The sequence below is a fragment of the Enterococcus sp. DIV0712 genome, from assembly GCF_050554855.1.
GTDB lineage: Bacteria > Bacillota > Bacilli > Lactobacillales > Enterococcaceae > Enterococcus > Enterococcus faecalis.
Map to the genome: position 1 here is coordinate 1,918,112 of NZ_CP187333.1, position 15,750 is coordinate 1,933,861.

The 15,750-nt window shown below is 38.0% G+C and carries 8 protein-coding genes; 1 reads left to right on the top strand and 7 read right to left on the bottom strand.

Annotation, left to right across the window (positions count from 1 at the left end):
- Positions 1–36 precede the first annotated feature (36 nt).
- The 7 genes from IGL42_RS09225 to rseP form a co-directional block, all read right to left on the bottom strand.
- Complete coding sequence (locus IGL42_RS09225; RefSeq protein ID WP_002382785.1) at positions 37–555, bottom strand: DUF5590 domain-containing protein; 519 nt, start codon at positions 553–555, stop codon at positions 37–39.
- A 75-nt stretch (positions 556–630) separates the two neighbouring features.
- On the bottom strand, positions 631–3,420 hold the full coding sequence (locus IGL42_RS09230; RefSeq protein ID WP_002364421.1) for an ATP-dependent DNA helicase DinG: 2,790 nt from the start codon (positions 3,418–3,420) through the stop codon (positions 631–633).
- Between the two features lie 180 nt (positions 3,421–3,600).
- Positions 3,601–4,977: a hypothetical protein gene (locus tag IGL42_RS09235; protein ID WP_002410802.1), complete on the bottom strand. Its 1,377-nt coding sequence runs from the start codon at positions 4,975–4,977 to the stop codon at positions 3,601–3,603.
- 219 nt (positions 4,978–5,196) lie between these two features.
- Complete coding sequence (locus IGL42_RS09240; protein WP_002356790.1) at positions 5,197–6,654, bottom strand: amino acid permease; 1,458 nt, start codon at positions 6,652–6,654, stop codon at positions 5,197–5,199.
- Between the two features lie 211 nt (positions 6,655–6,865).
- The gene (locus IGL42_RS09245; RefSeq protein ID WP_010710610.1) at positions 6,866–11,221 is read right to left on the bottom strand and encodes a PolC-type DNA polymerase III; all 4,356 of its coding nucleotides are present in this window, start codon (positions 11,219–11,221) and stop codon (positions 6,866–6,868) included.
- 250 nt (positions 11,222–11,471) lie between these two features.
- Positions 11,472–13,190, bottom strand: a complete 1,719-nt coding sequence (locus tag IGL42_RS09250) for a proline--tRNA ligase (protein ID WP_002359769.1) — start codon at positions 13,188–13,190, stop codon at positions 11,472–11,474.
- Positions 13,191–13,261: 71 nt separating this feature from the next.
- Positions 13,262–14,530 (bottom strand): RIP metalloprotease RseP, encoded by a 1,269-nt coding sequence (rseP, locus tag IGL42_RS09255; protein ID WP_002362168.1) that lies wholly within the window; start codon positions 14,528–14,530, stop codon positions 13,262–13,264.
- Between the two features lie 415 nt (positions 14,531–14,945).
- On the opposite strand from rseP, the gene IGL42_RS09260 reads away from it, so the two are divergent.
- Entirely contained in the window at positions 14,946–15,725 is a 780-nt protein-coding gene (locus IGL42_RS09260) for an SDR family oxidoreductase (protein ID WP_010710611.1), read from the top strand.
- Positions 15,726–15,750: the final 25 nt, after the last annotated feature.

The following is a 15,750-nucleotide window of genomic DNA, read 5'->3' on the forward strand; positions in this document are numbered from 1 at the left end:
ACCTTTCACTCCCACTTTCATCAAAACCTATCTAAATTAAATATCTTTGACAACGTTGATCTCTTCGCCTTTATCAAAGCTCATAAGATAATACGTCAGTACTCCTTGATCATTTTCGGTGACCACTTCCCATGCAGGGCGCTTATCATAAAGCCCTAACGTAGCTTTCATCACCGATTCATCGGGATGGGCTTTAGCAACAATGTCTGTTATTTGTTGTTCAGTTTGACCATCTTTTTGATTTAAGACCGTGACTTTTTCTCCCGATTTAGGGACAATCACGACAATCTCTGTGCCTTTATCATTTTTGCCGGTTAAAGTAAAATACGTATTTTTGCGTGTAAACCAGTAAAATTTATCAACTGTTTCTAAATTAGCAGAAGTTTTGGCAATTGCGGTTGCTTCTTTTTTGGCTTGAGCCATTGGTTGATTGGTTCGTACAAAAAAGATAATTATTGTTACAAGAATTGCTAAAAGGATTGCCAATAGGGTTAAAAGGACAGTAATCCGTTTCTTCTCTTTCTTTTCTTCTAATTCCTCCAAAAATCCTTCCATCCTCTCTAAACTTACTGGGTCTTATTATAGCAGAAAAATAGCGGCCTTTCACAAATATGACCTAAAAATAATCGATTATTTGTTTAAAAATTCTTTTAATTCTTCTAAAATTTCAGGCATGGGCGCTTCTTTTACTGAGAGTCCCTTAGGAAACGCTTTGATTAATCGTTTGCCATATTTTGCAGTGACTAAACGACGATCCAGAATCAGCAATGCCCCTCTGTCTTCTTCAGAACGGATTAAACGGCCCAGTGCTTGTCGCAAACGTAAGGCTGCTTTCGGTACCGCTTCTTGAGCAAATGGTTGTATCCCTTCTGCTTCTAAATACGCATATTTTGCTTGCACAAGTGGTCGTTTCGGGTTTTCAAAAGGTAAACGCGTGACTATCAATAACTGTAAAGCTGTTCCTGGTAAGTCCACACCTTCCCAAAAGCTATCGGCTCCTAGCAAGACATTCGGTTTTCCATTAGAGAACCGTTTAAGAATTTTTTCACGACTGCCGCTAATCCCTTGGGCGAGGACCTCTTGTCCTTTTTCCAATAATCTCGGCTGGACTTGATGATACACGGTGGACAATAATTCATGCGAAGTAAAAAGAACCAACATCGAACGTTCCTCTTGCGCCATCAATTTTTCAATGGTATCTGAAATGTATTGACCCATTTCATAGGAAGAGGCATTTTGAATGGCTACTGCTTCTTCCGGTACATAGACTCGCGCATTTTCTGCATAGTTATATGGCGTTGGCAGGGTTTTGAACGTCACCTCTGTTAAACCTAACCGTTGCGGTAAATACTTTTTATTGTTGCCAAACTTCAATGTGCCGCTTGTATAAATAATTCGTTCATACCGCGGATACCACTTTGTTTCAGGAAGCAAACTAGCTTCTAAGTCATGAATTTCAATCAAGCCATGGTCTTCATTTTGTGGTAAATATTCTTTTACCCAACGTGGACGCCAATCATCAAGATAAATGGTAAAACAGTGATGAATACGTTCAATTTCATCAAAAAATTGAAACAAGCGAACAAAAACGATGCGATCAGCCAAACTAAAGGTTTCCAACTGACTCATAATTGTTTGCTGTAACTTACTTTGAATAGTTAACAACTCCTGCAGTAAAAGCTGGAGCGTTTGACTATGTTTTTCTCCCGCAGCAGATAAATAATCAATACGTTCTTTGGTTAAAAGCAACTCCTGATGGTCTATTCGCTTCTGCGTTTTACTAAATAAACGATGCAATTCAAAAAGAAAATCTTGCCATTCATCCACAAAATCCAGTAAACCTTGCTGATAAATTTTTACAAACCGCTGCTCTTCAGAAAACTGTTGAAAAATTTGCTGTAAAGCAACAAAAAGTTGTTCTTTTTCAATAAAATGCGTGACTTGTTTTTTTAGTATCACACTGTTTACTCGTTCGCTTGCCATCCGACTAGCGATGTCTGGTAAATGATGTGCTTCATCAATAATTAGCCACGGACTTTCAGGTAATAACGGTTGTTTTCTTAGCGACTCTTGCGCCAAAAATGCATGATTAACAATCAACACGTTACTTTGAGCGACTTTTTTATACAGATGTCTTAAAAAGTCAACTTCATAAAGTTCATCTTTTTTTGAAAGAAAATCCAATCCGCGATGTGTAACTTCTTTCCAGAATAAATGATTTAAATTCGTCAATTGTAGTTCATCTAAATCGCCCGTTTCTGTTTCTAGCAACCAGACGAGAACGCCCATTTGGTAAAGAGCGTATTGTTTTTGCGGAGTTGGCTGATTCAACGTTGCCTTAAAGCGTTGTAAATCAAGATAGTGTCGATGGCTTTTAATAACAATGCCTCGTAATTTCCCTTGGCAGATTTGATTGGCTAATGGTAAATCTTTTTCCACTAATTGATTTTGTAAAACAATCGAAACTGTTGAAATGATGACTGGTTTTTCTGGCGTTGCTAAATAGCTCATCGGCAACAGATAGCCTAATGTTTTTCCCGTTCCAGTCGCCGCTTCAATAAATAAATCTTTTGTCGTTCCTTCTGTAAAATGATCATAGACTAAATTCATCATCCGACTCTGTTCCGCACGATAAGCGAAACGTTCGCCAAACAGTTTTTCTTTGGCTTTTTTAGTTTTGGGATACGTGCTAGTCTGATAGAACGTTTCTTCAAAAAGAGGAACTTCTTTTTTGCGTAAAGCAATGCCACTGACCACTTGATAAGCTGGATTTAATGGTGTGACTTGTTTTTTCATTTGTTCATACGTTTGTTGAATAAAAGTACTGGTTTCCCGCGCTGTCTGTTGACTTAATTCCGCAATTTTTTCCATAGTGACTAATGGTAAAGATTTCATTTTTTCTTGAATTAATAACAAAAGTTCGGCTGTAACCTGCGCATCACTATCTGCTTGATGGGGATTCTCATGAGACAAACCTAAGCTTTCCGACAAATCACTTAAACGGAAACTTTTTTCTGTCGGTAAAAAAATCTGTGCCAATTCCACTGTATCAATGGCTGGAATAGTAAGTGGCGGCGTGCCACACCGTACCAGTTCACGAGCTAAAAAATTATAATCAAAGTGGACGTTATGCGCCACAAAAATAGTATCTTCCAGATAATGATAAATTGTATGTGCTACATCTTCAAAATAAGGCGCTTTTTGAACTTGCGTATTACTAATCCCCGTTAAACTTTGAATTTGTTTTGGTACTACTTGATTGGGATTCACATCTGTCGCAAAGTTCGCAATAATCTTTCCATCTTGAACGAGAACGCATCCAAACTGAATGATCCGATCACTTGTAGGATCTGTTCCAGTCGTTTCAAGGTCAACTACTGCATACACTTGTTTGTCTTTCAATGACTTCACGCCTTTCATTCATCTTTGAAAATTATACTACAATTTATAGGATTTTCACTAGTATTTCAAAAATTCTCTTGAAATCTTTTCCAGAAATAATAAGAAAGAGCCTGAAACAAAAATCCAAAGTGATTTTTGTTTCAGGCTTAAAAGCTGATAAACTGAACGGTTTTGTCTTACCTTCTCCTAAATAAACGATTAATAACAGTCAAGGATTTTCTGCATATACTGGTTTAATTGCCCATAGCCTTCCAATTCTCTGATTACTGGTAGCGGACAACGAACCTTTTTATTAAATAGTGTCCGCTTTTCAACATATTCTGTAACTTCGTCTAAAAATTTATCTAATCCTTTTTCTAATTTCATACAACTTAACTGATTGCAAATTCGCACGTCTCCTGCCTTTTTCTTTTGAACTTGTTTAAATGATTGTGAGAATGCTTTTGCTTCAAACATTTGTGCTTCTAACTGTCTTTTTTCAATCGTTATTTTCGGTACTGCTTGATTTCCATCAGTATCCTCTAACTGGCGACTCATAAAGCGACGATAAATTTCCTCTTCTAGTTCGTCCAATTGTCGTTGAAAGTCCGCAGGAATTGTCCGACTTGATGAATTTTCTTTCTCACTTTCCATAGAGACAGCTTCTTTTTCTGGCTTCTGCTCCTCTTCTTTTTCGGCAGACTTATCCACTGAATTTAGCGAGCTTTTTTCTGTTTCTTGTGGAAAAGTAAATAAAGGTTTTGCCGCGGTACTCTGCTGGTTTTCTTGTTTTTTTTCTGGCAGCGCTTCTTTAATTGGCGCTGGTTCAGATAACACTGGTTCTTTCGCTGGTTCTTCAAGCACTAGTTTGTTAACGGGAAGCACTGCTTCACTTGTTGCTACAGTTGTTTCACCTTCTTGATTTTCCCGATTATCAGGCGAGAGATTGACGTCTGGTTGTTCCAGATTAGTATCCTCTGATACTTTCAGCGATGCCTGTTCTGCGGCTATCACAGGAGAAGCTCTTTTCAAATGGATCGTTTTTATTTGTCTAGAAATGACGGGATTTCTCGTTTGATTAACGGCTTCATTTAAGGAGGCTAAATTTTCTTTTAAAAGTGTCAACATTTCACGTAAGACAGCAATTTCACCAGCTAATTCCGTTAATTGATTTTCTTGCGGCACTACTTGCACATTGGTTTCATTCATACGGACTATTTTTTTATTTTTAGTTGTCGGTATTTCATACATCCATTGTTTCAGTGCGGATCGTAAGTCACGAGTGGTCGGCTCAAAGCTTCCAAAATAAACAGTGTAGTACATTAACTCCGTTTCAACATAGACATAAATCTTTTTAACAATTAACTCTTCAAACTGTTCTGATTCATCCCAACTTTCACATAAAGCCTCAAAAAATTGTTCCCCTTCTGCTAAATTTTGGTACTCTTTCGCTAAATAAAGCTTGCGAATTAAGTAAAAATTATACGGTGTTTCAACATTATCCGCATAAATTTCTCGTCCTAAAAAATCTGGATTCGTTTCTTTACAAAGAAAGACCGTTTTCTCTTCTGGTTGTGTTTCAAGTGTTTTAGTCATGAGGTTCACTTCCTTTTTCTCCGTTAATAACCATTTTTTAATGATAGATACCTTTAGTATACAGGAGAAATTCTTCTGATTTTCTCATATTTTTAAGAGACAATAGAAATTTTAGAGAAAAATCGACAGAAAAAAAACGTGAGACAAACAGTCCTATTGACCATTTATCTCACGCAAAATACTTAAACTGACTATTTTATCCTTGAAACATGCAACCAATTATTCTGCTGAATCAATTGGCAAAATCGTGTCTTTTTTCTCGCGACGTGCAATTGCTGGTAAAATCATTCCTAATAGAATTAAGACGATTGGTGTCACAATGTTAGAAGCTAATTGGAACAACCAGCCTTGAGGGTCTGAGGCATACTCAAATTTAGGCACCATTCCTAGGATACAAGCAAAGGCTGTAAATAGGAAACACCAAAGACCAAACACAAAACCAATTTTAGGATTTTTAACAAATTTATATTCTGAATTAAATTGTTTGTATGCTTTGTTTAGAAGCATATAGGCAAAGAAGACCCACAAGTAACGCATTGGCATAACTACAGAATTTAAGTTAGTTAGCCATTTAACCACTTCGTTCATGTCCTTCAACCCAAACATCGGTAAAGCGATAATAATACTTACTAAAATACCTGTTAATAGGTAACCATTAATTAACGTACCTTTTTTCGTACGTTTACGTAACCAACTTGGAACAAATTCTGGATCTGCTTCAGCTAAAAGAATTTTCAGTGGAGCATCAATTGAAAAGGCTAACGCAGCCACTTGACCCACTGTATTCGTTAACGCATAAACAATCATTAAGAGATTACCGACACCATAATACGCGCCTAATTTTTGGAAGGCACTATAGGCACCATTTGCCATTAAATCTTTAGGAATATTGTCACTTGAGAATAACATTCCCATTGCAAATGAACCTAAAACAGCCGATAAACCAACCATTGCTGCTAGGAAAATCATTCCTTTAGGGAACTCTTTGGCTGGATTTTTAGTTGCATTTACGTAAGGAGAAATTTTTTCAGCGCCACCTACCGCAAAAACTAACATTGATACGGTTGTAAAATAACTAAAGTCAAATTTAGGAATGTAGGTGCTGACTTGTGACATGTTTGGCGTCGCAAATTCAACCGTTGAATTAATAAATGGTGCGCCTACCGCTAATAAAATAAATAAAATAGACATCACAAACATGGCGGTTCCAGCTAAACCACCAATAACTTTTAAGGTGGTTAACCCTTTTGTTGATAATAACAAGAAAACCAAGAAAATTATTAATGAAATAAATGATACCGTTACGATTGGCATCGTATTGACTAAGTTTCCATTCCCTTGAACTGCCCAACCTAAGGCAATTAAAATTGCTTGTGGTTTTTGTGCCAAGTAAGGAATGTGCACTACCCAATAAGTCCATGCTGCATAATAGGCTAGACGTTTAGTACTGGTATTTTGCACCCACGAACTAACTCCACCATTACTGTCTTTAAATGTTGAACCTAACTGTCCTACGATTAACGCATAGGGAATAAAATATAAAACTAAAATCAAAAGCCATGAAGTGACCACTGAAATCCCTTGTTGTGCATAATTATTCACAACATTTCCAAGACCCCAGACCATGTTAAAGGCAATTAACCCGACGGTGAACCATCGTAATTGCTTTTTGTCCATATAACCAATTCCTTTCTTATTAAAAAAAATAAAGCTCTTCATTTATCATAAGCATTTTACTTTTTATGCACAAGCTCAACATAATTAAATAAAGATGGCTTTTTAATAAGTAATTAAAACGCTTCTAGCAATGATTTTCTAATTTATTTGATGACTAAAAAAGGCCGGTGAATAAGTTGCTTCACCAGCCTTTTTCTAAGAGATTTTTCTTTTATAACATATCAAATAATGATAATTGGTTTTCATCTGGCAAGTCTTTTAAGACACCATTTTCATTCATGTATTCAATCAATGTTTTAGAAACTTTACCTCGTGTTGCCAAATCTTCTTTCGACAAGAACGGTTGCTCTTCTCGCGCAGCGACAATGGCTTTCGCTACGTTGAGGCCTAAACTTGGCACTGCTCGGAAAGGTGCAATCAAGGTATCCCCTTCAATCACAAAATTTTCAGCATCTGATTTGTACAAATCAATCATGCCAAATTTATAGCCCCGTTCCAACATTTCATTACATAATTCTAAAACCGTTAATAAGTTTTTCTCTTTAGTGGAGGCGTCCATCCCTTTGTCCGTAATTTCTTTCATTCGTGCTTTCACAGCTTCTTTCCCTTGTGACATTGCCACTAAGTCGAAGTCATCCGCCCGAACGGAGAAAAATGCACAGTAATATAAGATTGGGAAATAAACTTTAAAGTAAGCGACCCGCAACGCCATTAATACGTATGCTGCCGCATGGGCTTTCGGGAACATATATTTAATTTTAGAACAAGAATCAATATACCAGTCAGGGACGTTGTTTTCTTTCATCGCATTTAAATACGTATCCCGTAGTTCATCAGAAATCTTATTCCATTGTCCTTTACGTACCGTTTCCATAATCTTAAAGGCCATCCCACTGTCCAAACCAGCATGAATTAAATAAACCATGATATCATCCCGACAACCAATTACTTCAGCAAGATTGGCTTCGCCACGGCGAATCAACTCTTCTGCATTCCCTAGCCACACATCGGTTCCGTGAGACAGTCCAGAAATTTGAAGTAATTCTGCAAAAGTTGATGGATGGGTCTGTTCTAACATACCTCGAACGAAACGTGTCCCAAATTCAGGAATTCCTAAAGTTCCTGTTTTAGAATAAATTTGCTCTGCATCCACACCTAGAACATCAGGTCCTTCAAAAATACGCATCACTTCTGGATCGTCTGTTGGGATGGTTTTTGGCTCAATCCCAGATAAATCTTGTAACATCCGAATCACGGTCGGATCATCATGTCCTAGAATATCAAGTTTTAAAATATTATCGTGAATGGAATGGAAATCAAAGTGCGTCGTTTTCCATTCTGCCTCTTGATCATCTGCAGGGTATTGGATTGGCGTAAAGTCATAAACATCCATGTAATCAGGAATTACAATAATACCGCCGGGATGCTGCCCAGTCGTCCGTTTAACCCCTGTTGAACCTTTGGCTAAGCGATCAATTTCAGCACCACGCAAATGTAAATTATGATCTCTTTCATATCCTTTAACAAAGCCATACGCTGTTTTGTCGGCTACTGTACCAATGGTTCCTGCCCGGTAGACATATTCTTCACCAAAAAGAACTTTCGTGTAGTTATGGGCTTCGGCTTGATAATCGCCAGAAAAGTTCAAATCGATATCGGGAACTTTGTCGCCATGGAACCCTAAGAACGTTTCAAAAGGAATATCGTGACCATCTTTAAACAATCGAGCCCCACATTTTGGACAGGCTTTTTCAGGCATATCAAACCCTGAACCATAGGAACCATCTTCATAGAACTCAGAATATTGACACTCAGGACAATAATAATGTGGCGCTAAAGGATTTACTTCAGTAATCCCTGTCATTGTCGCAACAAAACTCGAACCGACAGAGCCCCGTGAACCGACTAAATAGCCGTCTTCATTACTTTTATGCACCAGTTTTTGAGAAATTAAATAAATAACCGAGAAACCATTCCCGTTAATCGAATTCAGTTCCTTTTCTAACCGTTTTTCGACAATTTCTGGTAAAGGATCGCCATACAATTCGCGCGCACGATTGTAGCTTAAATCAGTGATTTCTTGTTCAGACCCAGGAATTTTTGGCGTATACAAATCGTCTTTTACTGGAATAACTTCTTCACATAAATCAGCGACTTTGTTGGGATTTTCTACTACAATTCGCTTAGCGACATCTTGTCCTAAAAATTGAAATTCCGTTAACATTTCATCGGTGGTTCGGAAATGAACCTTTGGTAAACTATGGCGATTTAACGGATTAGCGCCACCCATAGACCCGACTAAAATTTTCCGATAGATGGCATCTTCTTCATTTAAATAATGAACATTTCCAGTGGCGACAACCAGCTTGCCAAGTTCGTCACCGATTTTCACTAGATTACTAATAATTTCTTCTAAATCTGCTTCATTTTTCACCAATTCTTGTTCAATTAATGGCGCGTAAACTGGTTTGGGCATAACTTCAATATAATCGTAGAATTTGGCACGATTTTTTGCTTCTTCGACACCTTTTTGCATCATTGCTTCAAAAATTTCGCCGTTTGAACATGCGGAACCGATTAAAAGTCCTTCTCTTAACTTCGATAATTGCGAACGAGGAATCCGTGGTACTCGGAAAAAATAATCTACATTGGACATCGAAATCAATTTAAAAAGATTTTTTAATCCTGCTTGAGTTGTTGCTAAAATCGTTGCATGGAAAGGTCGAGCTCGTTTGTATGAATCTCCTTCGCCAATATGACGATTCAAATCATCATGGAAATGCATATCATGATTCTCTTTCGCTTCTTTTAAGAAAATCCAGCACAAATGACCTGTTGATTCCGAGTCATAGATGGCGCGGTGATGTTGTTCTAAGTTGACGCCAAATTTTTTCGATAAGGTATTTAGACGATGGCTTTTGAAATGTGGATACAAGAATCTGGATAATTCTAATGTATCGATGACGGGATTAGCCGCTTCAGGTATTCCATGTTTGCCATAACTTGTATTTAAGAACCCCATATCAAAAGAAGCGTTGTGGGCCACTAAAATAGTTCCTTCTGAAAACTCTTTAAACATGCGTAAAACTTCTTCTTCGGACTTTGAGCCGCGCACCATTTCATCTGTAATCCCAGTTAAATTGATCGTCGTTTGAGATAATGGATGGCCAGGATCAATAAACTGCTCAAAAGTCTCAATGACATTTCCTTTGTGCATTTTGACTGCGGCCAATTCAATAATGGTATCATAAACAGCGGAAAGCCCCGTTGTTTCCACGTCAAAGACCACATAGGTAGCATCTGTTAATTCAATATGTTCTTCGTTGTAAGCAATAGGTACACCATCATCAACAATATTGGCTTCCACGCCGTATAAAATTTTAACGCCTGCTTTTTTACCTGCAGCATGGGCATCAGGAAACGCTTGGGCGCCGCCATGATCCGTAATTGCGATGGCCTTGTGCCCCCATTTCCCCGCTTGCGCCACCAAGTCACCGACTTTATTGGTCGCATCCATTGTACTCATGTTACTATGCATGTGTAATTCTACACGTTTTTCACCTTCTGGCGCGTAGTCTTTTCTTGGCGCATGGGCGACTTCCATCAAATCTTGAGCATTCATGACTAAATCACGCATGAAGGTATCTTCTTGTACACTACCACGAACACGAATCCAACTTTGCGGTTGAATCGCATCAAAAACTTGTTCATCTTTTTCCCCATTCGAAAATTTCTTCACCACGAAAGAGGAAGTATAATCAGTAATTTTCAAAATTAAAATTTTTCGTTTAGAACGCAATTCACGCACTTCTTTATCAAAAATAAAGCCTTCAATCGTTATCCGACGTTCTTCTTCCAGTATGTTTCCCATTGGCATAATGGGTTCATCATTGGGAATATTCCGACCTAAACGAATTGGACCATCAAACGCAGGCGCTTGTTGTTGTTTTTCTTTTTTCATTTGTTCATGTTTAACAAGCGATTCAGCAGCTTGTTGTTGAAAGGCTGCGGCTTGTTCTAATTTTTGCTCTTCAAACTTTTTCAGCACTTCTGCAGCTTGCTGTTGATCCATTTTTGGTTCAATATGAAATTTAGGAAACCCGTAAGAGAAATAAAGTTCCTCAATAATTGGTAAATATTGTTGCTTCAAATAAGGAATAACTGCTTCATTATCAACAGGTAAGATAATTTTCCGATCTTCAAATTGTGGTGTCTGTGTTTTTAAGACTTTCTGAACTAACGGCGTATTGCATTGACTATTTAACAAGGCCAACTGCCAATAATCCGTTAATTGTTCCTCTGTAAATGTTGTCTGATTTGTGGTTATTTGAACGGAAACCTGCGCAATTTGTTGAAAAGCTAGTTCCAATTGTTGCATAAATGTTTGATATAGCATCACTGGCATCAATTCATCAAAACTTAAATGAAATTCCCATAAGCGACTTTGTTGGTGAACAATGACCTTGTCAATCCGGCCATTTTGAATTAAGGGATGTTCTTTCGCTGTGTCATCTAACTGAATTTGCGTCATCAGTTTATCAAATAAATCGCGTGCTTTTTCTGTCACAAAATGAACCTCCTTCTATCATTGAAAAAAGGCCCTCAGACAAATCTGTCAAGTGCCTTTTTTCGGTTTCTCTGCATTCGCTTCTCTATTAAGTATACTCGTTTTTTGTAAAAAAACAATCTTGTTTCTTTTCTAAAAAGAGCTAAGAAGAGCTTGAAGCAAAAATCACTTTAGATTTTTGCTTCAAGCTTAAACGCTGATAAGTGGCGGAAACAGTTTATCCTAATCATTCTGTCCGCCCTTTTCATTATTATTCCACTTCTGATGTTGTGTTCATCAAAATAGAAAGTGTACTTTCTAATTCTTCTTTGCGTACTTCCAACATTTCACCAGTACGTTTGATTTTGACTTCTACCACACCATCGACTGCTTTTTTACCGACTGTGATACGGATTGGACAACCAATTAAATCAGCATCAGCAAATTTTACGCCTGCGCGCTCATTGCGGTCATCAACTAATACTTCGTAGCCCGCTTCGGTCATCATTGCTTCAACTTCTTGTGATAGTTTTGTTTGGTACTCATCTTTCACATTCATTTGGACCACGTGTAAATCAAATGGCGCAATTCCTGTTGGCCAATTAATACCGCGCTCGTCTGCATTTTGTTCAACGATTGCTGAAAGTAAACGACTAACGCCGATGCCATAGCAACCCATGATCACTGATTTTTCACGACCGTTTTCATCTAAAACTGTTGCGCCCATAGCATCACTGTAACGCGTTCCTAATTTAAAGATATGACCAATTTCGATTCCTTTAGTAAAGGCTAAGACACCATTGCCATCAGGAGAAGGATCGCCTTCTTGAACAAAACGTAAATCTTCGTAACTAATTGGTTGGAAATCACGATCTGGATTTACATTTGTCAAATGATAGCCATCTTCGTTAGCCCCAACAATGGCGTTGGCTAAATCTTGAACAGCTAAATCTGCATAAATTTTAACATCTTCGGAAACATTGACTGGACCAATTGAACCAAAGCCAGCTCCTAAGACACGGCGAGCATCTTCTTCTGTTGCTTCATCTAGGAAATCAGCGCCTAAGAAGTTTTTCAATTTGACATCATTGACATCATGATCGCCACGAACCAAGACCATTACTGGCTCTTCATCGGCAATAAATAGTACTGATTTAATAATTCGTTGTGGCTCAACTTCAAAGAAGTTTGCCACTTCGGCAATTGTACCCACTTCTGGTGTTGCAATTTTTTCTAAATCTAATTGTGTTTCATGTGATTTTTTCGGCGTATAAAGACTTGTTGCCATTTCTAAATTGGCAGCATAATCACTTTCTGTTGAATAACAAATAGTATCTTCCCCAATTTCAGAAATCGCCATAAATTCTTTAGAATCTTTACCACCCATGGCACCACCGTCCCCAATAATGGCACGGAATTCTAGTCCACAGCGTTCAAAAATGCGTGAGTAAGCTTTTTCGTAATCACGGTATGATTGATCTAAACTAGCTTCATCGGCATGGAAAGAATAGCCATCTTTCATGATAAATTCACGGCCTCTTAATAAGCCAGAACGAGGGCGTTTTTCATCACGATATTTTGTTTGAATTTGGTATAAATTCAAAGGTAATCGTTTGTAAGAATTGATTTCATCACGAATTAATTCTGTGAAGGTTTCTTCATGCGTTGGGCCTAAGATATAGTCACGGTCATTGCGATCTTTTAAGCGATACAAGTTAGGTCCATAAGTTTCATAACGGCCTGATTCTTTCCAAAGTTCTGCTGGTAATAACGCAGGCATTAACATTTCAACTGCATCAATTTTCTCAAATTCTTCTCGCATAATCGTTTTTAATTTTTCTAAAACACGATTGGCTAAAGGTAAATAAGAATAGATCCCTGCAGCGACTTGACGAATATAGCCTGCGCGCAACAGAATTTGATGACTTAAGACTTCTGCATCATTTGGTACTTCTCTTAACGTTGGAATTAACATTTTTGACTGTTTCATTAAAACTCTCCTCTATTTTAAAATCAACTATTTTTGATTTCTTTACACACTTTTTTACTTAAGCTTTCTCCTTAAAAGAAAAAGCGTTGAATATCGTTCCAAGTAACTAACACCATTAACACCATGACAAACCCAAAGCCAATTAACGTAATGATGCCTTCTTTTTCAGGACTAATTGGTTTTCCACGTACACCTTCAATAATGTTTAAGACAATTTTCCCGCCATCTAAAGCTGGGATCGGCAACAAATTAATAATCCCTAAGTTCATTGACAACATGGCCATTAAGAATACAACTGTACTTACTCCAGCATTGGATGCTTCTTCCGATAACTTAAACATCATGACTGGCCCACCTAGTTTGTTTAAACTAAAGCCTGTGAATAGTGAGCCGAGTGCTTTAAAAATCTGTGTCGTACTATTTAAAGTATCCTGAATACCGCCCATCAATTTTGACGGTAAATCGGTTTTCATATAAGGATAAACGCCGACTTTACCAATCGTTTGTTTTTCCACTTTTTGTTTTTCTGGTGTCACTGTTAGTTGCTCTTCTTTGCCGTTACGCTCAACTACGAACGTTAACGGCTTTTCGGGGTTCTTCTGCACAATGGTTGTAAAATCTTCGTATTTTTTGATTTTTTGATTATTAATCGATAAGACTTTATCATTTTCTTTCAACCCAGCTTCTGCGGCTGGGCCATTAGGAATCACTTGTCCAATTTGATTCGTGTTTAAATCAGTAACGCCTCCTTGTAGAAAGACCGCTAACGTAAACAGAATAAACCCTAAGATAAAGTTATTCATGGGTCCCGCAAAGTTCGTCAAAATGCGTTGCGATAATTTCGCTGATTGAAATTGAACGTCAAGTGGCGCAATCCGCACCTCGGTTCCATCACTTTCAATAATCGTTGCATCATGGTCAACTTTATAAACGGTTTCTTCTTCCTCGTTTCCATTGACATAGCCCTTGATGAATAATTCTTTTTCAAGATCAAAATCAACGACTTCCATCGGAATACTATGAGGTAATTGTACTTTTTTACTTGTATTAATTTTAACCACATTACCCACGGCATTTAACTCAACAGATAGAGGCATACCTGGTGTGATTTCTGTCATGTCTTCGCCCATCCCAGCCATTCGCACATAGCCACCAATTGGCAATAAGCGAATCGTATAAGTGGTGCCATCTTTTCCACGATGCGCAAAAATCTTTGGTCCCATTCCGATTGCAAACTCACGAACTAAAATACCCGCTCGTTTTGCAAAATAAAAGTGGCCAAATTCATGTACGAGGACAAGAATACCGAAGACAATAATGAATGTGATAATTGTTTTCATAGATGTCCTTCTTCCTTCATTCACTGACGTTCAGTGCTTTTTATTATTACATGGGAAAGTCTCGTAAAACTTGCTCTGTTCCCTTCCCGATAAACCAGTGCAACTGTTTACTGAGAACAGTCGCCACTGTTAGTGAACAAATCTTTCCTTATGTAAGACAAGTTTTATTTTAGCATATTCACTCATAAATAACCATTGGACTTGACCACTTCGCCTAGATATTTTGTGTTTTTTTAGAAAACTCTATAAATGAGAGGAATTGATTACTACGACCAGTATTTTTTTAAAGACCTTCAACAATAGTAGCTAACTTTAGACCATAAACTTTTCCGACAGTTTGTCGTATTTTATCAACACGCTGATTGACATGTGCTACCATGAAAGTATTAATAGTAATTTTAGGGGGAATGAATCAATGTATGGAGAATTACATGGTAAAGTGGCCGTTGTCACTGGTGCAGCTACGGGTTTAGGATTATTTATTACTCTGCGTTATATCTTAGAGGGCATGAATGTTGTTGCTGACTATGTCGGTGAGCTGCCTAAAGAATTTGAAGATGTCCAAGCCAAGCACGCAGACCGCGTAAAATTCGTGAAGGCTGATGTCTCTAATGAAGAGGATATTAAAGCGTTAGCTGAAACCGCTTTAAAAGAGTTTGGTCATGTTGACATTTGGGTAAATAACGCCGGTGTGGAGGCTTCTTTTCCGACAATTGATATGCCATTAAAAGAATGGCAACGTGTCATTAATGTCAATTTAAACGGTGTCTTTTTGGGTTCTAGAGAGGCACTCCGAATATTTAGAGATCAAAAAATCAAAGGGTCAATCATTAATATGTCCTCCGTTCACCAAAGAATTCCTTGGCCAACGTTCGCTCACTATGCGGCAAGTAAAGGCGCAACCGAAATGTTCACGAAAACAATCGCTTTGGAATATGCGGAATATGGTATTCGTGCCAACTGTATTGCACCTGGAGCGATTAACACACCTATTAATGCTGAAAAATTTTCCGATCCCGAACAGTTAAAACAAACAACGAGCATGGTTCCTATGGGCATTATTGGTAAACCAAATCAAGTAGCTGCTGCGGCCGCTTGGTTAGCTTCTGATGAATCCTCATACGTAACCGGAACAACACTCTTTGTAGATGGCGGGATGTCTCTATACCCTTCGTTCCAACACGGAGCTGGTTAAAAAGTAGTCTGCAACAAAAATTCTC

What these genes read in the sequence shown, in the direction of transcription:
- IGL42_RS09225 (WP_002382785.1), bottom strand. Translation starts at nt 555, where the DNA reads ATGGAAGGATTTTTGGAGGAATTAGAAGAAAAGAAAGAGAAGAAACGG.
- IGL42_RS09230 (WP_002364421.1), bottom strand. Translation starts at nt 3,420, where the DNA reads ATGAAAGGCGTGAAGTCATTGAAAGACAAACAAGTGTATGCAGTAGTT.
- IGL42_RS09235 (WP_002410802.1), bottom strand. Translation starts at nt 4,977, where the DNA reads ATGACTAAAACACTTGAAACACAACCAGAAGAGAAAACGGTCTTTCTT.
- IGL42_RS09240 (WP_002356790.1), bottom strand. Translation starts at nt 6,654, where the DNA reads ATGGACAAAAAGCAATTACGATGGTTCACCGTCGGGTTAATTGCCTTT.
- IGL42_RS09250 (WP_002359769.1), bottom strand. Translation starts at nt 13,190, where the DNA reads ATGAAACAGTCAAAAATGTTAATTCCAACGTTAAGAGAAGTACCAAAT.
- rseP (WP_002362168.1), bottom strand. Translation starts at nt 14,530, where the DNA reads ATGAAAACAATTATCACATTCATTATTGTCTTCGGTATTCTTGTCCTC.
- IGL42_RS09260 (WP_010710611.1), top strand. Translation starts at nt 14,946, where the DNA reads ATGTATGGAGAATTACATGGTAAAGTGGCCGTTGTCACTGGTGCAGCT.